This window comes from Franconibacter daqui, from assembly GCF_014644275.1.
In the GTDB taxonomy this organism is placed as follows: domain Bacteria; phylum Pseudomonadota; class Gammaproteobacteria; order Enterobacterales; family Enterobacteriaceae; genus Franconibacter; species Franconibacter pulveris.
This window is the reverse complement of record NZ_BMKJ01000008.1, coordinates 105,607-122,209: the sequence shown is the minus strand read 5'-3', so window position 1 is coordinate 122,209 and position 16,603 is coordinate 105,607. Positions and strand designations below refer to the sequence as shown.

Sequence of the window (16,603 nt, the reverse complement as noted above, 5' to 3'; positions counted from 1 at the left end):
TCGTTAAAACAAGGAAGACCACTATGTTTGGTGCTGAACTCGTCATCGTCTTGCTGGCGATATATCTCGGAGCCAGGCTCGGCGGCATCGGTATCGGCTTTGCCGGCGGGCTGGGCGTGCTGGTGCTGACCCTGCTGTTCCAGATTAAACCTGGGGCGATTCCCTTTGACGTTATTGAAATTATTATGGCGGTTATCGCCGCTATCGCCGCAATGCAGGTGGCGGGCGGAATGGATTACCTGGTGAGCCTGGCGGAGAAACTGCTGCGTCGTCATCCAAAATACATCACGTTTATCGCGCCGCTGGTCACCTGGTTTATGACCATTCTCGCCGGCACCGGCCATACCGCGTTTTCCACGCTGCCGGTCATTACGGAAGTGGCCAAAGAGCAAGGCATTCGCCCGTCCCGTCCGTTATCCATCGCCGTGGTGGCGTCGCAAATCGCCATCACCGCCTCCCCGATTTCCGCCGCCGTGGTCTTTTTCGCCGGTATTCTTGAGCCGCTGGGCGTCAGCTATTTGACGCTGCTCGCCATCTGTATCCCGGTGACGCTCATCGCGGTGATGCTGACGGCTATCGTCTGTAACTTTCTGGGCGCCGAGTTAAAAGACGACCCGGTTTATCAGGAACGTCTGGCAAAAGGCGAGGTAAAGCTGCGCGGTTCCCAGGTTTTCCAGATTAAGCCGCACGCCAAACGCGCGGTAGGCCTCTTCCTGGTGGGCATTGTCGCCGTCATGTTCTACGCCACCGCCATCAGCCCGACCGTGGGGCTTATCGCTAACCCGGTGCTGCCGCGCAACGAAGCGATTGTGGTCTTTATGCTGACCATCGCCACGCTGATTTGCATTACCTGTAAAGTCGATACGGGCGAAGTGCTCAACGCCAGCACCTTTAAGTCGGGCATGAGCGCCTGTATCTGCGTGCTGGGCGTCGCGTGGCTTGGCGATACGTTTGTTAAACACCATATCGACGATATTCAGGCGGTGGCGGGCAACCTGCTGCAGAGCTATCCCTGGCTGCTGGCGGTAGTGCTGTTCTTCGCCGCCACCCTGCTTTACTCGCAGGCGGCGACCACGAAAGCATTAATGCCCGCCGCGCTGATGCTCGGGGTAAGCCCGCTCACCGCCGTCGCCTCTTTTGCTGCGGTCTCGGCGCTGTTCGTGCTGCCGACCTATCCGACGCTGCTGGCAGCAGTAGAGATGGACGATACGGGTTCGACCCGCATCGGCAAATATGTCTTTAACCATGCCTTCCTGATCCCGGGCGTTATCGCCATCGCGCTCTGCGTGATTCTGGGTTTTGTTATCGGCGGCCTGCTGCTGTAACGCCGCGTAAAGACGGGCCGTTCGCGGCCCGTTGCCTTATTCCCCGTCCTCTTGCGTGGTATAGTCTCTTTTTTCGCTGACAGGGGAAAACGCTATGACCCTACCCGACGCCGTTGTTGTTCTCTGTACCGCGCCCGATGAAGCCACCGCGCAGGATCTGGCGGCAAAAGTGCTGGCGGAAAAGCTTGCCGCCTGCGTGACCCTGTTGCCAGGCGCGTCTTCGCTCTATTACTGGGAAGGCAAACTTGAGCAGGAGTATGAAGTCCAGATGCTGCTGAAAAGCGATGTCGCTCGCCAGCAGGCGCTGCTGACCTGCCTGAAAACTCACCATCCGTACCAGACCCCGGAACTGCTGGTTCTGCCAGTGCTCCACGGAGATAACGACTACCTCTCATGGCTCAACGCATCTTTACGCTGATTCTGCTGCTTTGCAGCACCTCAGCTTTCGCCGGACTCTTCGATTCACCGGGCAAAAGCCAGTTTGTTCCCGCAGACCAGGCTTTCGCCTTTGATTTTCAACAGCGCGATCAACAGGTTGTGCTGAGCTGGCAAATTAAGCCCGGCTACTATCTCTACCGCCAGCAAATCAACATTACGCCACAGAAAGCGACCATAACGCCGCCCACCCTGCCGCAGGGCGCCTGGCATGAAGATGAGTTTTACGGCAAAAGCGAGATTTATACGCAACAGCTCACTCTGCCCGTTACGCTCACCCATACCGAACAAGGCGCCGCGCTTAGCGTGACCTACCAGGGTTGCGCCGAAGCGGGCTTTTGTTACCCGCCGGAGACCCGCATAGTGCCGCTCAGCGCTGTAGCATCGGGCGCGCCGGAAGCCGGGACAAATGCCGGAGCGGATTCCGCCCGCACGCCGCACGCCATCATGCCGCCTCTCCCTTCAGAGAAGGCGACGGGCGCCAATGGCCCGCTGAAAACGGGCGGCACGGTGCACCCGGCCGGTAATGGAGAAACTAACATCGGTGATGGCGCAGATACCGCTTTTCCGCCTGCCGGAGAGCGCCCTGCGGCAGGGGCCGCGCTTCCCTTCTCCGCCCTGTGGGCGTTGCTGATAGGCATTGGCGTTGCCTTTACTCCTTGCGTGCTGCCGATGTACCCGCTTATCTCCGGCATTGTGCTGGGCGGCAGGCAGCGCCTTTCCACCGCACGGGCGCTGTTGCTCGCGTTTATCTATGTACAGGGCATGGCGCTCACCTATACCGCCCTGGGACTGGTGGTCGCGGCCGCCGGGCTGCAATTCCAGGCGGCGCTGCAAAGCCCCTGGGTGCTGATTACGCTCTCTGTGGTTTTTGTTTTGCTGGCGCTTTCCATGTTCGGTCTTTTTACGCTGCAACTGCCTTCTTCGCTGCAGACGCGTCTGGCGCTGATGAGTAACCGCCAGCAGGGCGGCTCGGCAGGCGGCGTATTCGCGATGGGCGCTATCGCCGGGCTTATCTGTTCGCCCTGCACTACCGCCCCGCTCAGCGCCATCCTGCTTTACATCGCGCAGAGCGGAAACGTCTGGCTTGGCGGCGGCACCCTCTATCTCTATGCGCTGGGGATGGGGCTGCCGCTTATTCTCATCACCGTTTTCGGCAACCGACTGCTGCCGAAAAGCGGCCCGTGGATGGAACAGGTCAAGGTCGCTTTTGGCTTTATCATTCTCGCCTTGCCGGTGTTCCTGCTTGAGCGCGTGCTGGGAGAAACCTGGGGGCTGCGGCTGTGGAGTCTGCTGGGCATCGCGTTCTTCGGCTGGGCGTTTATCGCAAGCCTTAAGGCGGAAAAAGCCTGGCTTCGCGTCGTGCAGATTGCGCTGCTCGCCGCCGCGCTGGTCTGCGCCCGCCCGCTGCAGGACTGGGCGTTTGGCGCGCCCGCCGCAACCACTCAGGCGCATTTAAGTTTCACACGCATTTCCAGCGTCGATGATCTCAACCAGGCGCTGGCGCAGGCAAAGGGCAAGCCGGTGATGCTGGACCTCTATGCGGACTGGTGCGTCGCCTGCAAAGAGTTTGAAAAATACACTTTCAGCGAACCGGCAGTGCAAAACGCGCTGAAAAATACGGTTCTGTTGCAGGCGGACGTTACCGCCAACAGCGCGCAGGATACGGCTTTGCTTAAGCATTTGAGCGTGCTGGGGTTGCCGACGATTTTGTTCTTTGACGCCGAGGGCAATGAGCGCCCTGCGGCCCGCGTGACAGGTTTTATGGATGCCGCCGCGTTTAATGCGCATTTGCACAATCAAGCGCTGTAAACGACACTTTGAGTGGGAAAAACCGTTGGGATGAACGGAGGAGCGAACCGTGCAACGTGAAGAAGTTTTAGAGCACGCCCTGCATATCCTTGAACAACAAGGACTTGCTAACACCACGTTCGAGATGGTGGCCGCCAGGGCGGATTATCCGGTTGAGGAGATGCAGCGTTTCTGGCCGGATCGTGAGGCGCTGCTGTATGACGCGTTGCGCTATCACAGCCAACAAATCGACGCCTGGCGCAGGCAGCTTATCCATGATGAAGAGATGCGCGATGAAGATAAACTGCTGGCGCGCTATGACGCCCTTTCCGGCTGCGTGGATAACGAGCGCTATCCCGGCTGTCTGTTTATCGCCGCCTGTTCGTTTTTTCCGGACCCGACGCACCCGATCCACCAGCTTGCGGATCAGCAAAAGCGCGCGGCCTGGGAATTTACCCACGCGTTGCTGACGCGTCTGGAAGTAGACGATCCGGCGATGGTCGCGGAGCAGATGGAACTGGTGCTGGAAGGGTGCCTCAGCCGCCTGCTGGTTAAACATAACCGGGCGGATGTGGATACCGCGCGTCGGCTGGCGGAAGATATCCTGCGTTTGGCGCTGTGCCGCCAGGGCGGCGCGCTAACCTGAGCTTAGCTTTCGCCGTTTTTGCATGAAAAGCAGGCAATCGACACAGTTTTACCGATTTTTTATGACAAAGCCGTTGACGCCCCGCGGCCTTTACGGTTTAATGCGCCCCGTTGCCCGGATAGCTCAGTCGGTAGAGCAGGGGATTGAAAATCCCCGTGTCCTTGGTTCGATTCCGAGTCCGGGCACCACTTATTCAGAGAACCCAGCCTATGGCTGGGTTTTTGCTTTTGGGGGTTCCGGACTCTTCATCGAACGACGTTCGATTGTTCGCCACCTCCCTGTGGCTCACCCCTGCGGGGCCAGCGCGGAACGCGCTGTGCAAAAACGCTCCCGGCGTTTTTGTCCGAGTCCGGGCACCACTTATTCAGAGAACCCAGCCTATGGCTGGGTTTTTGCTTTTGGGGGTTCCGGACTCTTCATCGAACGATGTTCGATTGTTCGCCACCTCCCTGTGGCTCACCCCTGCGGGGCCAGCGCGGAACGCGCTGTGCAAAAACGCTCCCGGCGTTTTTGTCCGAGTCCGGGCACCACTTATTCAGAGAACCCAGCCTATGGCTGGGTTTTTGCTTTTGGGGGCCCGGACTCTTCATCGAACGACGTTCGATTGTTCGCCACCTCCCTGTGGCTCACCCTTGCGGGGCCAGCGCGGAACGCGCTGTGCAAAAACGCTCCCGGCGTTTTTGTCCGAGTCCGGGCACCACTTATTCAGAGAACCCAGCCTATGGCTGGGTTTTTGCTTTTGAGGGTTCCGGACTCTTCATCGAACGATGTTCGATTGTTCGCCACCTCCCTGTGGCTCACCCCGACGGGGCTTTTTTAGCGTCCCGCCGTAAAAATCCGCCGCCCAATTCCCTGCGCCACTTCAAGGCACGCTTCAGGCGTTTCCAAATCCGGCAGCAGCAGAATTTCCGATGTCATCACCGGCGCGCCGCAGTAATCGAAAATGCCATGATCGATTTGCGCCTTCATCGCCGCGTTGTAGCCGTGCTTTTCATAGGTGCGTCTTCCCGCCCCGCCGAGACCTACCAGGTGTATGGGCAGGCGCGTCAGTTTTTTCACGACCTTGTCATCGCCGTTATCCTCATAAGCCCAGCCGTTGCCAAAGACGCGGTCAATCCAGCCTTTCAGCATGCCCGGCATCGTCCACCAGTAAACCGGAAAAACCAGGACCAGCGCATCGGCGTTATCAATGCGCCGTTGCTCGGCTATCACATCAGCCGGAAAAGCGCGGGCTTGCTGAAAAGCCTCATAATCCTCAGCTGAAAAAACCGGGTTAAACCCTTCCTGGGTAAGGTCAGCTATTTCAACGCTGTTTTCGCGGCTGGCGGCGGTGATGCCCTGCGCAACAGCAGTCGCAACGCGGTGGGTCAGGGAATTTTTAACGGGATGGGAAACAACGATCAGTGCATGCATAGCGATACTCCTGTTGTCATTAAGCGGGGTCAGACGTAACCTTTCTATACGGTCAGTAACCTACTAATAGTAACCTACCTTTGGTATATTAGCATGTCAACGGAGGAAATCATGCCGGAACCTCATACTCGCCTGCGTTTATCGCGGGAAGCGCGTAACGCGCAACTGCTCGACATGGCCTGGCGGATTATTCGCGAAGAGGGCACTGAGGCCCTGACGCTTGGGCATCTGGCCGAGCGGGCTGGCGTGACAAAGCCGGTGGTGTACGATCATTTCACCAGCCGATCGGGCCTGCTGGCGGCGCTTTATCGTGAGTATGACGAGCGTCAGACGGCGAAAATGAACGAAGCCCTGCGCAATGCAGAGCCGAAGCTGGAAACGCTGGCTGCGGTTATTGCAGACGCGTATGTCGCCTGCGTGCTGCACCAGGGGCGCGAAATGCCAAGCGTAATGGCGGCGCTCAGCGGTACGCCGGAACTGGAAAAACTCAGGCAGGATTACGCCGTCGCCTTTACGCGCCAGTGCCGTGAGATTTTCGCTCCCTTCTGCACCAGCGCCCCGCTTACCGACGCCCCGCTCTGGGCGATGTTCGGCGCCGCCGAATCGCTCTGCTGGGCCGCCGCAAAAGCGATGATTACGGAACAGCAGGCCAGAGACGAACTGCTTAAGATAATCATCGCCATGGTTCACCGGCAGAGAACCGAATAACAGGAGCATAACCCGTCGCCTTGCGGGTTAGCCCACCAGCAACGTTTTCGGCTCAAGATAAGCTTCCATCCCCCATCGTCCCATCTCTCTTCCCAGGCCGGACTGCTTAAGGCCGCCAAACGGCGCTTTCGGTTCATGGATAAGCGTGTTGACCAGCACGCGCCCCGCGTCAATCTGCCGCGCCACTCGCTGACCGCGCGCCCGGTCGCCGCTTAGCACCAGCGCGCTTAAACCGTAAGTGGTGTCGTTGGCGATAGCGACTGCCTGCGCCTCATCCTCATAAGGGATGAGGACCAGCACCGGGCCGAAAATCTCTTCCCGCGCAATGCGCATCTGGTTATTTGCCCTGGTAAAGATGGTTGGTTTTACACACCAGCCTTTCGTCATACCTGCTGGCCGTCCTTCACCGCCAGTCAACAACATCGCGCCCTCTTCCCGCCCCAGGCGAATATAACTCTGTACACGCTCCCACTGCTTACGGCTTACCATTGGACCGATAACCGTTGCGGGATCGCGCGGGTCGCCAGATTGAATTTCACCCACTGCCAGCGCAATCGCCTGTTCAAACTCACTTAATCTGCTCTGCGGCACCAGAATACGCGTACCGGCAATACAGGCCTGCCCGCTGTTCATAAAGCCTGCTGCCAGCGCCAGCGCCACCGCCTGCCCGACAGCGGCATCGTCCAGGATCACGGTGGGCGATTTTCCGCCAAGCTCCAGCGTTACGCGCTTAAGGGTTGCCGCACCGCCCGCCACTATCCCTTTTCCTACGGTAGTTGAGCCGGTAAAAGAGATTTTCGCGATATCCGGATGGCGGGTTATTTCCGCGCCGACAACCTCTCCTCGCCCGGTAACGATATTCAGCACGCCAGCAGGAATCTCAGCGGCGTGCAGCGCTTCGGTCACAATCTGCGTCTGAATAGCGCTCATTTCGCTGGGTTTGATCACCGCCGTGCAGCCCGCCGCCATCGCCGTCGCCAGCTTGTTGCAGATAAAGCCGGCGTTGCTGTTCCAGGGCGTGATAAGCCCCGCCACGCCCACAGGCGTCATCACCACCTGCGCGCTTCCCGCCTGCACCTCAAAATCAAACGCCTCAAGCGTGGTTATCGCTTCCAGAATCGCGTCGCCAGGGTAGGTCGCCATCCAGTCGGCGCGGGAAACCGGCGCGCCGTATTCGGTGACTATCGCCTCGCGCAGAGCGGCTTCGCGCTCAACGATTGCCGCATGCATGCGTTTTAAAACGTCAATGCGCTGCGCCTTGCTGGTTTGCGACCACGCCGGAAACGCCGCTTTCGCCGCCGCAATAGCGCACCGCGTATCTTCTTCGTCAGCCAGACGTACGGTGCCGATGATCTCTTCCGTGGCCGGGTTGAACAGCTCAAACCGCTCACTGCCGTGCGGCGTTACGAATTCACCGTTAATATAAATTTTGTCGATATGTTGCATGCGATTCTCTCCTGCATGGATGATGCGGGGAGTATAAAAAGCCTGTACTGCGCTGATAAGCGGGGTTATAACGCACAGACTGTACCGAAAATCGGAATAATTCATGCATCGAACCGGTCTGACCGAACTCGAAGTGGTGCTTGCTGTCGCCCATCGCAAAAGCTTCCGCGCTGCGGCACGGGAGCTGGGAATGTCAGCAACAGCCGTGAGCAATGCTGTCGCCGGGCTGGAAGCGCGCCTGCAAACGCGGCTTTTTCACCGCTCCACCCGCAGCGTTGCCCTGACCGAAGCGGGGCAACGCTATGTTGACCGCATTGCGCCAGCGCTGGCCGAGCTTCGGCGCGCCGCAGAAGAGATAAAGACGGCCCCCGAGCAGCCTGCCGGCACCCTGCGCATTAATGCGCCGCCGGAAGCGGTCTCGCTGCTATTCGACCCGCTATTGCGACACTATCTGGCGCGTTTCCCCCATATGCGGCTCGATATCAGTTCCCAGTCGAAAATGGTGGATATTATCGCGGAAGGTTTTGATGCGGGTATCAGGCTGGCGGAGGCGGTGCCGCAGGATATGATTGCCGTTCCGCTGACCGACGACGCGAGGATGTTGATTGTCGGCAGCCCCGACTATTTTGCAAAGCACGGCAAGCCGCAAACGCCGGACGATCTCGCACGGCATCAGGGAATCGGCATGCGTCTTTCCCACGGCGGGGTTTACCAGTGGGAACTGGAACACCACCAGCAAAAATTTACCGTCAGCATGACTAACCGCGTAGTGTTCAGCGAAATGCGGAGCATACGCCAGGCGGCTCGCTGCGGCTTCGGTCTGGCGTTTGTCTCTGAATGGTTTATTCGCGAAGACCTGGCGAGCGGGCGTTTAATCAGCGTGCTGGAGCCCTGGTGCCCTTCCTTTGGCGGCCTGCGGCTTTACTATTCCGGCCGACGGCATGTGCCGGCCGGACTAAAAGCGTTTATCGACCTCGCCCGGGAATTGCGCTGTGCGCAAACCGCGCCCTGAGCGGGGTCGCAACCCCGCCTCTTCTCTTTTTCCTGTCGAATCAAGATAACGCAGCCGCGTGTTCACATCCGCTGCGTTTATTGTTATGTTATATCATAACAATAAACAACGGTGCGCATTTATGTCTCGTTTTGCCATTTCATTTTCCCGCCAAACGCTGCTGACGCGCTCAGGCTTATCACGTGCCTGCAGCATAACGTTGCTGCTTGTCCTGCTGTGGGGCGCCATCCGCTGGGCCACATTGCTGCCATGATAACGCTTAATAACCTTGTTACCGGCTACGCAGGAAAAAGGCTGACCTGCCCGCTCAACGGCGCTTTCCGCCCCGGCAGCCCTACGGCCATTGTCGGCGTAAACGGCTGCGGCAAATCGACGTTGCTCAAAACCCTGGCCGGTTTCCTGCCGCCCCTTAGCGGCTCCGTAAGCTGGCCTGGCGACAAGAAAATCATCGGCTGGCTGCCGCAACAGAACGAACTGGATCATGACTTCCCGCTGACGGTCAGCGACGTGGTGGCGATGGGCGCCTGGCCCGCCGCCGCTTTAACGCAAGGCCTGCGCGGCGAGACGCTTTCCCGCATCGACGCCGCGCTGGAACAGGTTGGGCTAACCGCGCTGCGCCGCCATACGCTCAACCGCCTCTCGGGCGGCCAGTTTCAGCGCATGCTCTTTGCCCGCCTGCTGGTGCAGGATGCGCCGATCATGCTGATGGATGAACCCTTCACCGGTATCGACAGCCAGACGAGCGACGCCCTGCTGGAGGTGATGGCCACGCTCAATGCTCGCGGCAAAACGCTGCTGGTCGTGCTGCATAACCAGCAGATGGTTCATCGCCATTTTCCCGAAACGCTCTGGCTGCATCAGGGGCATTACCGCTGGGGCCGGACCGCGTCGGTGTTGCCGCCGCCCTCCGCTTGCCCGTTGCCGCAGGACTAACATGACGCACGCTTTTTTCGACGCCTTCATCGCCTTCGGCTTTATGCGCCGCTCGCTGGTCGCCTGCCTCGCGCTTTCGCTCAGCATTACACCGCTCGGCGTGTTTCTGCTGCTGCGCAGAATGAGCCTGGCTGGCGACGCCCTTTCCCATGCGGTGCTGCCCGGCGTGGCGGTGGGCTATCTGCTCTGCGGCATGTCGCTGCTGGCGATGGGCGCGGGCGGGTTTATCGTCGGCCTGCTGGTGGCGCTGCTTTCGGGTTGGGTGAGTACAACCACCTCGTTGCCGGAAGACGCCAGCTTTGCCGGTTTCTACCTCGGTTCGCTGGCGCTCGGCGTCACGCTGGTTTCGCTACGCGGCAGCGGCGTGGATTTGCTCCATCTGCTGTTTGGTTCGCTGCTGGCCGTGGATAACAGCTCGCTTATGTTTATCGGCGTTATCGCCAGCGCCACGCTGCTCATTCTGGGCTGGGGCTACCGGGCGCTGGTGACAGAAGCTTTCGACGCCCCGTTTTTGCAGGTTCGCTCACGCCATCTTCCGCGCCTTATCCATGCGCTGTTCCTTGGGCTGCTGGTGATGAACCTGGTGGCGGGCTTTCAGATCCTCGGCACCTTAATGACGGTGGGGTTGATGATGCTGCCCGCTATCGCCGCCCGCTGCTGGGCGAACCGTCTGCCCTGGATGCTGGCGCTGGCGGTGGTTATCGGCATGGTCAGCGCGCTGCTGGGGCTTATCTGGTCCTGGTATCAGTCGCTGCCCGCCGGGCCCGCCATCGTGCTCACCGCCACCCTCTTTTTCTTCGTTTCGGTGCTGTTCGGCACGGAAAAGGGGATTTTTCCGCTCGTAAAACGGGTTAAACCAACAAGGTAAGGGACAAGATGAAACTAAAAATCACTGCGCTCGCGCTGCTGCTCGCCGCAAGTCCAGGCGTGCTGGCAAACCAGGTTAACGCCGTCGCCAGCTTCTCGGTGCTGGGCGATATCGTGTCCAGGGTTGGCGGCGACCATGTGCGCGTTACTACGCTGGTAGGGCCGGACGGCGACCCACATACCTACGAACCCACGCCCAAAGACAGCCAGGCGCTGAGCCAGGCGGACATTGTCTTTACCAGCGGCCTGGGGCTGGAGGGCTGGATGACGCGGCTGGTAAACGCCTCCGGTACGAAAAACGCCCCGGTGGTCGCCTCGCAAGGCGTCGTCACGCGCAAGATGAACGAAGACGGCCAAACCATCACCGACCCGCACGCCTGGAACAGCGCAAAAAACGGCGCTATTTATGCCCGCAACGTGATGAACGCGTTAATCAAAGCGGACCCGGCAGATAAAGCGTATTTTCAGCAGCGCGGTGAAGCCTATATTCAGCAGCTGGAAAAACTGGATAGCTGGGCGAAAGCGACATTTGCCGCGATTGCGCCAGAAAAACGCAAGGTGTTGACCAGCCACGACGCCTTCGGTTATTTCGGCGCGGAATATGGCGTGACGTTTCTCGCGCCGGTCGGCTTTTCAACCGAGGCGCAAGCCAGCGCCAGCGACGTGGCGACGCTTATCGATCAGCTGAAAAAAGAAAATATTCATACTTACTTTATTGAAAACCAGACCGACCCGCGGCTGGTACAGCAAATCGCCAGCGCCAGCGGCGCGAAATCGGGCGGCGAGCTTTACCCGGAGGCGCTCAGCAAGCCATCCGGCCCCGCGCCGGACTACCTGTCGGCTTTTCGGCATAACGTAGAAACGATGGCCGCCAGCATGAAATAACGGTCCTGTTCCCGCCGCAACGCGCCGGTCGGGAACGCCGCTTAGAAAAAAGAACGCCAAAAACGAAACAATGTTCCCAAAAAAAGAAATAATGATAAAAAAAATGATCAGGATTAATAAAGCGCGTTAAAGCCTGATAAAGCGCCATAGCGCTTATGCCGTTAATGACTGCATCGACTACACACATGCTATGGCGCTAAAAAATGAAAAAAATAACCTTTACCCAAAAAATAATAATGAGTTTCGCCACCCTTGTCCTTTTTGTCCTGGTGATGGGGATCGTCTCGCTGTTTTATTTAAACCAGAGCAACAGGCAGGCGCAGTCGTTGCTGATGCAGAGCGTGCCGGCAGTAAAATACACGCTGGAAATGCGCGGCGTTCTCTCGGAACTGCGCCTGCAACAGGTGCAGATGATAGCCTCTGCAACCCGTCAGGAGCGGGATAAACACCGGGTCGAACTCAACCAGGCGATAGCGAACTTTCTGCACGCGCAAAACAGTTACCTGGCGCTGGCGGAAAATAAAAAAGCGGAGCCGCTGGTTAAACGCGTCGTTGATAATTTCCAGGCGTTCGCCGCTTCAAATAATGCGGTGCTGGACGCGTTGCAGCAGGAAGATATTGCTCGCGCGAGCCAGATTAGCGGTGACAATTCCCGGCAGTATCGCACGCAGTTGATGGCGGATTTATTAACGCTTGAGAACCGCGAAATCGCCGTAGCCGATGCCGATACCCGCCAGACCGAAAATACCTTCACCACCGCCCGCACCGTACAGCTCTCGCTGATAGCGCTCGCGCTGCTGGTTTCCATGCTGATAGCCTGGAAGCTTACCACCAACCTGGTGCGGCAGTTGGGCGGCGAACCCGCCCGTGCGCAGGCCGTCGCCGCTATCATCGCGGCGGGCGATTTAAGCCACCCTATCGAGAACAATGGCCGCGCCAACATTATGAGCTCGCTGGCGATGATGCAGGAAGAGCTGCGCAAACTTATCTCCGCGATTCGCCACTCCGCCGAAACGGTGCTTAACCACTCGGCGGAAATCGCCTCAGGCAACCGCGAGCTTTCCGCCCGCACCGAGCAGCAATCCGCCGCGCTGATCGAAACGGCTGCCAGTATGGAAGAGATAACCTCCACGGTGCGCAATAACGCCGAAAACACCCGCCAGGCGAAAGCGATGGCGGGCGACGCCGCCACCCGCGCGCGCCAGGGCGGCGACGTAATGAATCAGGTCTCCGGCACCATGCGCGATATCGCCGGCAGCGCCGATCAAATGACTGAAATCATTACGCTTATCGAAGGCATCGCCTTCCAGACCAATATTCTGGCGCTGAACGCGGCGGTAGAAGCGGCCCGGGCAGGCGAACACGGCAAGGGCTTTGCGGTCGTAGCGGGCGAAGTGCGAAGCCTGGCGCACCGCAGTTCAGAGGCGGCAAGAAACATCAAACAGCTTATCGACCGCACCACCGATAAAATGGGCGAAGGATCGCGGCTGGTGACGCAGGCCGGGCAGTCGATGTCGGAAATCATCACCACCATTACGCATGTTCGCGATCTGATGGACGAGGTGACCAACGCCACACAGGAGCAGCAGCGCGGCATTGAGCAGATAAACCAGGCCATCGCCGAACTGGATCGGGTGACCCAGAGCAACGCGTCAATGGTGGAGGAGCTCGCCACTTCCGCCGACGCCATGACAGAACAGGTCACCGAACTCACGGGCAGCACCCGCGTCTTTACGCTCGCGCCGCGGAATGTGAGTGAAAACAGCGCAGCAGCGCCAACCTCCGCCCTGCGGCAGGTCATCGCCTGATGATGTTGAACAAAGCCCCGCCCGGGGCTTTGTCATTGTTTAACGCCACGAGTTGCTAACACTTTTCTTGACGCGCTGCTGCTACACTCCAGAAACGCAAAACACCCACCCATCACTTAAGGCGGATCTACTATGTCAGAAAATGATTATCAGCCCCCGAAAGTCTGGACCTGGAACTCGCAGGATGGCGGCTCCTGGTCGAAAATTAACCGTCCTATCGCTGGCCCCACCCATGAAAAAGATCTGCCGGTGGGCAAACACCCACTCCAGCTCTACTCTCTCGGCACGCCCAACGGCCAGAAGGTGACGATTATGCTGGAGGAACTGCTGGCGCTCGGCGAAAGCGGCGCGGAGTATGACGCGCACCTGATTCGCATCAGCGAAGGCGACCAGTTCTCCAGCGGTTTTGTGGCGGTCAACCCCAACTCGAAAATCCCGGCGCTGCTGGACTACTCCACCGGCACGCCGATCCGCGTTTTTGAGTCGGGCCACATTCTGCTTTATCTGGCGGAGAAGTTCGGTCGGCTGTTGCCGAAAACCCTGGCCGGACGTACTGAAGCGCTGAACTGGCTCTTCTGGCTGCAAGGCTCCGCGCCTTACCTCGGCGGCGGCTTTGGTCACTTCTACCATTACGCCCCGGTGAAAATTGAGTACGCCATCAACCGTTTCACCATGGAAGCCAAGCGTCAGCTCGATGTGCTGGACCGCCAGCTGGCGGAGCACAAGTTCATCGCGGGCGATGAGTACAGCATTGCCGATATCGCCATCTGGCCGTGGTATGGCAACCTGATCCTTTCCGGCCTGTATGACTCAAGCGAGTTCCTGCAAGCGGACTCTTATCACAACGTGATGCGCTGGGCGAAAGCGATAGCAGAGCGCCCGGCGGTGCAGCGCGGCAGCATCGTTAACCGCACCTGGGGCGATAAGCAGCTCCACGAGCGCCATAGCGCTTCCGATTTTGACGAACTTGGTCTTTAAGCGATAAAAAAAGCCCCCGGAAGACGGGGGCTTTTTTATTGCGCTGGCTTAGTGCTTTTTTAAACCAGACAGAGAGTTAACGCAGATCTTTGATCGCGACGTGGTCCATATCGTCAAAGACCTGGTTTTCTCCCACCATGCCCCAGATAAAGGTATAAGCGCGGGTGCCGACGCCGGAGTGAATCGACCAGCTCGGCGAAATCACCGCCTGCTCATTTTGCACTACAAGGTGCCGCGTCTCCTGCGGCTGCCCCATCATATGGAACACGCAGCTGTTCTCTTCAAGCCCAAAGTAGAAATAGACCTCCATGCGGCGCTCGTGGGTATGGCACGGCATGGTATTCCACAGGTTTCCCGGCGCCAGTTCAGTCAGGCCCATGCTGAGCTGGCAGGTTTCCAGCACGTCCGGAATGAAATATTTATTGATGGTGCGGCGGTTGCTGGTGACATCGTTGCCAAGCGTCACCGGCGAAACGTCGGCTGGCGTCACGCGTTTGGTCGGGAACGTGGTATGCGCAGGGGCGCAGTTATAATAGAAGCGCGCAGGCGTCGCGGCGTCCACGCTCTCAAACACCACCTCTTTCGCCCCTTTGCCCACATAAAGCCCGTCGCGCGGGTTCATTTCGTAACGCGTGCCGTCAACGGTGATGATGCCCGCGCCGCCGATGTTAATAACGCCCAGCTCGCGGCGCTCCAGGAAATAGCTGACGCCCAACTGTTTGCCCACTTCGCCGCCCACGCTTACGGTGCGGCTTACCGGCATAACGCCGCCCACGATGATGCGGTCGATGTGGCTGTAGGTCATGGTGTAGTCGTCAGCGATAAAAATTTTTTCAATCAAAAATTCTTTGCGTAACCCGGCCGTATCCAGGGTTTTTGCGTGATCGCTATGAATGCTCTGGCGAACGTCCATTCTGGCTCCTCAATCTGTTTTTTCCGGGCTTAAGAAATAACCCAGGTGATTATTAACACTGAATATTCAAAACAATAAATAACAAGGTGTTTACATTAATTTTCACTGTCATTCATGGTAACAAACCGCGCAATCAATAATGTGACAAGGATAACTAAAACAGTGTTTCATTACTATTGAATCAATATTCCATACAGAGGATAGTAGCACCAGTTAGTTAACGAACAGGATAAATCAGCGACAAAAACGCTTTTTCTGATTGCCACACGTTACGCCTGCCGCTGCGTCAACGCAGTGAGAGGCTTACCAGGAAATACGCATAAGCCGATGAAAAATAAAAATTTTCATCGACGGGATCGCTTTACCCTTTTTTAGCTCCGGTGCAGAACAGACTGCTGAGGTATTTTTATGAAAATTAAAGCCACAATGGAACGCATCCCGGGTGGGATGATGCTTATCCCGCTGCTGCTTGGCGCGGTTTTAAATACTTTCGCTCCAGAAACAGGGGCTTATTTCGGTTCGTTTACAAAAGGGATGATTACCGGCACGGTGCCCATTCTCGCCGTCTGGTTTTTCTGTATCGGCGCGTCAATTGATTTACGCGCCACCGGTACGGTATTACGTAAATCGGGCACGCTGGTGATAACAAAAATCGCCGTGGCGTGGGTGGTGGCGATGATTGCCTCTATGTTTATTCCCGATACCGGCATTCAGACCGGTTTTCTGGCGGGGCTCTCTGTACTGGCTATCGTTTCCGCGATGGATATGACCAACGGCGGTCTCTACGCCAGCCTGATGAACCAGTACGGCACCAAAGAGGAATCTGGCGCCTTCGTGCTGATGTCGCTGGAATCCGGTCCGCTGATGACCATGGTTATTCTGGGTTCCGCCGGTCTGGCCTCGTTTGAACCGCACCACTTTGTCGGCGCGGTGCTGCCGTTCCTGATTGGCTTTACGCTTGGCAACCTTGACCACGATCTGCGCGCCTTCTTCAGCAAGGCCACGCCAGTGTTGATCCCCTTCTTCGGCTTCGCGCTCGGCAACACCATCAACCTGGGCGTCATTATGGATACCGGCCTGCTCGGCGTGCTGCTTGGCGTAGCGGTCATTATCATCACCGGCATTCCGTTGATTATCGCCGATAAAGTGATTGGCGGCGGCAACGGCACGGCGGGCATCGCGGCCTCGTCGGCCGCGGGCGCGGCGGTGGCTAACCCGGTTATCATCGCGCAGATTAACCCGGCGTTTGAGCCCGTGGCCGCTTCCGCCACCGCGCTGGTCGCGGCAAGCGTCATCGTCACCGCCATCCTTGTGCCTATCATTACGGCACTGTACGCAAGGCACGTCGCGAAGAGCGTGCCGCAGGCAAAACCGGTCAGCGAGCAGTCGCTGCAAAGGTAATGCGAAGCCCCGCGAAAGCGGGGTTTCTTTTTGGTTAAGGAT

At 58.1% G+C, this 16,603-nt stretch carries 15 protein-coding genes and 1 tRNA gene; 13 read left to right on the top strand and 3 right to left on the bottom strand.

Annotation, left to right across the window (positions count from 1 at the left end; translation table 11 throughout):
• The first annotated feature begins 23 nt into the window (after positions 1-23).
• The 5 genes from IEX01_RS20210 (at position 24) to IEX01_RS20190 (ending at position 4,385) form a co-directional block, all read left to right on the top strand.
• On the top strand, positions 24-1,325 hold the full coding sequence (locus IEX01_RS20210) for an anaerobic C4-dicarboxylate transporter (protein ID WP_024557242.1): 1,302 nt from the start codon (positions 24-26) through the stop codon (positions 1,323-1,325).
• Between the two features lie 94 nt (positions 1,326-1,419).
• The gene (gene cutA / locus IEX01_RS20205; RefSeq protein ID WP_188724439.1) at positions 1,420-1,743 is read left to right on the top strand and encodes a divalent cation tolerance protein CutA; all 324 of its coding nucleotides are present in this window, start codon (positions 1,420-1,422) and stop codon (positions 1,741-1,743) included.
• The gene (locus IEX01_RS20200; protein ID WP_188724438.1) at positions 1,719-3,572 is read left to right on the top strand and encodes a protein-disulfide reductase DsbD; all 1,854 of its coding nucleotides are present in this window, start codon (positions 1,719-1,721) and stop codon (positions 3,570-3,572) included. Before cutA ends, IEX01_RS20200 begins: the two co-directional genes overlap by 25 nt.
• 49 nt (positions 3,573-3,621) lie before the next feature.
• Entirely contained in the window at positions 3,622-4,197 is a 576-nt protein-coding gene (locus IEX01_RS20195; RefSeq protein WP_024557245.1) for a transcriptional regulator, read from the top strand.
• A 112-nt stretch (positions 4,198-4,309) separates the two neighbouring features.
• A tRNA-Phe gene (locus tag IEX01_RS20190) sits at positions 4,310-4,385 on the top strand.
• 628 nt (positions 4,386-5,013) lie between these two features.
• Here IEX01_RS20190 and IEX01_RS20185 read toward each other — a convergent pair.
• Entirely contained in the window at positions 5,014-5,610 is a 597-nt protein-coding gene (locus IEX01_RS20185) for an NAD(P)H-dependent oxidoreductase (RefSeq protein ID WP_024557249.1), read from the bottom strand.
• A 111-nt stretch (positions 5,611-5,721) separates the two neighbouring features.
• Between IEX01_RS20185 and IEX01_RS20180 the strand changes: the two genes are divergently transcribed.
• Positions 5,722-6,318, top strand: coding sequence for a TetR/AcrR family transcriptional regulator (locus IEX01_RS20180; protein WP_048887126.1), 597 nt, complete (start codon positions 5,722-5,724; stop codon positions 6,316-6,318).
• A 27-nt stretch (positions 6,319-6,345) separates the two neighbouring features.
• Here IEX01_RS20180 and IEX01_RS20175 read toward each other — a convergent pair whose 3' ends face one another.
• Positions 6,346-7,764: an aldehyde dehydrogenase family protein gene (locus IEX01_RS20175; RefSeq protein ID WP_188724437.1), complete on the bottom strand. Its 1,419-nt coding sequence runs from the start codon at positions 7,762-7,764 to the stop codon at positions 6,346-6,348.
• Positions 7,765-7,867: 103 nt separating this feature from the next.
• Between IEX01_RS20175 and IEX01_RS20170 the strand changes: the two genes are divergently transcribed.
• The 6 genes from IEX01_RS20170 to yghU all read left to right on the top strand — a co-directional run bounded on the left by IEX01_RS20170 (position 7,868) and on the right by yghU (position 14,247).
• Complete coding sequence (locus IEX01_RS20170; RefSeq protein ID WP_188724436.1) at positions 7,868-8,776, top strand: LysR family transcriptional regulator; 909 nt, start codon at positions 7,868-7,870, stop codon at positions 8,774-8,776.
• A 249-nt stretch (positions 8,777-9,025) separates the two neighbouring features.
• Positions 9,026-9,709: a metal ABC transporter ATP-binding protein gene (locus tag IEX01_RS20165; protein WP_024559945.1), complete on the top strand. Its 684-nt coding sequence runs from the start codon at positions 9,026-9,028 to the stop codon at positions 9,707-9,709.
• 1 nt (position 9,710) lies between these two features.
• Positions 9,711-10,577 (top strand): metal ABC transporter permease, encoded by an 867-nt coding sequence (locus IEX01_RS20160; RefSeq protein WP_024559946.1) that lies wholly within the window; start codon positions 9,711-9,713, stop codon positions 10,575-10,577.
• 8 nt (positions 10,578-10,585) lie between these two features.
• Positions 10,586-11,461, top strand: coding sequence for a metal ABC transporter substrate-binding protein (locus tag IEX01_RS20155; RefSeq protein ID WP_048887130.1), 876 nt, complete (start codon positions 10,586-10,588; stop codon positions 11,459-11,461).
• Positions 11,462-11,664: 203 nt separating this feature from the next.
• Entirely contained in the window at positions 11,665-13,269 is a 1,605-nt protein-coding gene (locus IEX01_RS20150) for a methyl-accepting chemotaxis protein (RefSeq protein WP_024557256.1), read from the top strand.
• Between the two features lie 132 nt (positions 13,270-13,401).
• Positions 13,402-14,247: a glutathione-dependent disulfide-bond oxidoreductase gene (gene yghU, locus IEX01_RS20145; RefSeq protein WP_188724435.1), complete on the top strand. Its 846-nt coding sequence runs from the start codon at positions 13,402-13,404 to the stop codon at positions 14,245-14,247.
• 76 nt (positions 14,248-14,323) lie between these two features.
• Here yghU and kduI read toward each other — a convergent pair whose 3' ends face one another.
• Positions 14,324-15,160, bottom strand: coding sequence for a 5-dehydro-4-deoxy-D-glucuronate isomerase (kduI, locus tag IEX01_RS20140; protein ID WP_188724434.1), 837 nt, complete (start codon positions 15,158-15,160; stop codon positions 14,324-14,326).
• A 408-nt stretch (positions 15,161-15,568) separates the two neighbouring features.
• Between kduI and kdgT the strand changes: the two genes are divergently transcribed.
• Positions 15,569-16,561: a 2-keto-3-deoxygluconate transporter gene (gene kdgT / locus IEX01_RS20135; RefSeq protein ID WP_024559819.1), complete on the top strand. Its 993-nt coding sequence runs from the start codon at positions 15,569-15,571 to the stop codon at positions 16,559-16,561.
• Positions 16,562-16,603 lie beyond the last annotated feature (42 nt).

Bases quoted from the DNA above. Each gene is read 5' to 3' on its own strand.
- IEX01_RS20210 (WP_024557242.1), top strand. From the start codon at position 24: ATGTTTGGTGCTGAACTCGTCATCGTCTTGCTGGCGATATATCTCGGA.
- IEX01_RS20180 (WP_048887126.1), top strand. From the start codon at position 5,722: ATGCCGGAACCTCATACTCGCCTGCGTTTATCGCGGGAAGCGCGTAAC.
- kdgT (WP_024559819.1), top strand. From the start codon at position 15,569: ATGAAAATTAAAGCCACAATGGAACGCATCCCGGGTGGGATGATGCTT.
- cutA (WP_188724439.1), top strand. From the start codon at position 1,420: ATGACCCTACCCGACGCCGTTGTTGTTCTCTGTACCGCGCCCGATGAA.
- yghU (WP_188724435.1), top strand. From the start codon at position 13,402: ATGTCAGAAAATGATTATCAGCCCCCGAAAGTCTGGACCTGGAACTCG.
- IEX01_RS20160 (WP_024559946.1), top strand. From the start codon at position 9,711: ATGACGCACGCTTTTTTCGACGCCTTCATCGCCTTCGGCTTTATGCGC.
- IEX01_RS20170 (WP_188724436.1), top strand. From the start codon at position 7,868: ATGCATCGAACCGGTCTGACCGAACTCGAAGTGGTGCTTGCTGTCGCC.
- IEX01_RS20175 (WP_188724437.1), bottom strand. From the start codon at position 7,764: ATGCAACATATCGACAAAATTTATATTAACGGTGAATTCGTAACGCCG.
- IEX01_RS20150 (WP_024557256.1), top strand. From the start codon at position 11,665: ATGAAAAAAATAACCTTTACCCAAAAAATAATAATGAGTTTCGCCACC.
- IEX01_RS20165 (WP_024559945.1), top strand. From the start codon at position 9,026: ATGATAACGCTTAATAACCTTGTTACCGGCTACGCAGGAAAAAGGCTG.
- kduI (WP_188724434.1), bottom strand. From the start codon at position 15,160: ATGGACGTTCGCCAGAGCATTCATAGCGATCACGCAAAAACCCTGGAT.
- IEX01_RS20185 (WP_024557249.1), bottom strand. From the start codon at position 5,610: ATGCATGCACTGATCGTTGTTTCCCATCCCGTTAAAAATTCCCTGACC.
- IEX01_RS20200 (WP_188724438.1), top strand. From the start codon at position 1,719: ATGGCTCAACGCATCTTTACGCTGATTCTGCTGCTTTGCAGCACCTCA.
- IEX01_RS20155 (WP_048887130.1), top strand. From the start codon at position 10,586: ATGAAACTAAAAATCACTGCGCTCGCGCTGCTGCTCGCCGCAAGTCCA.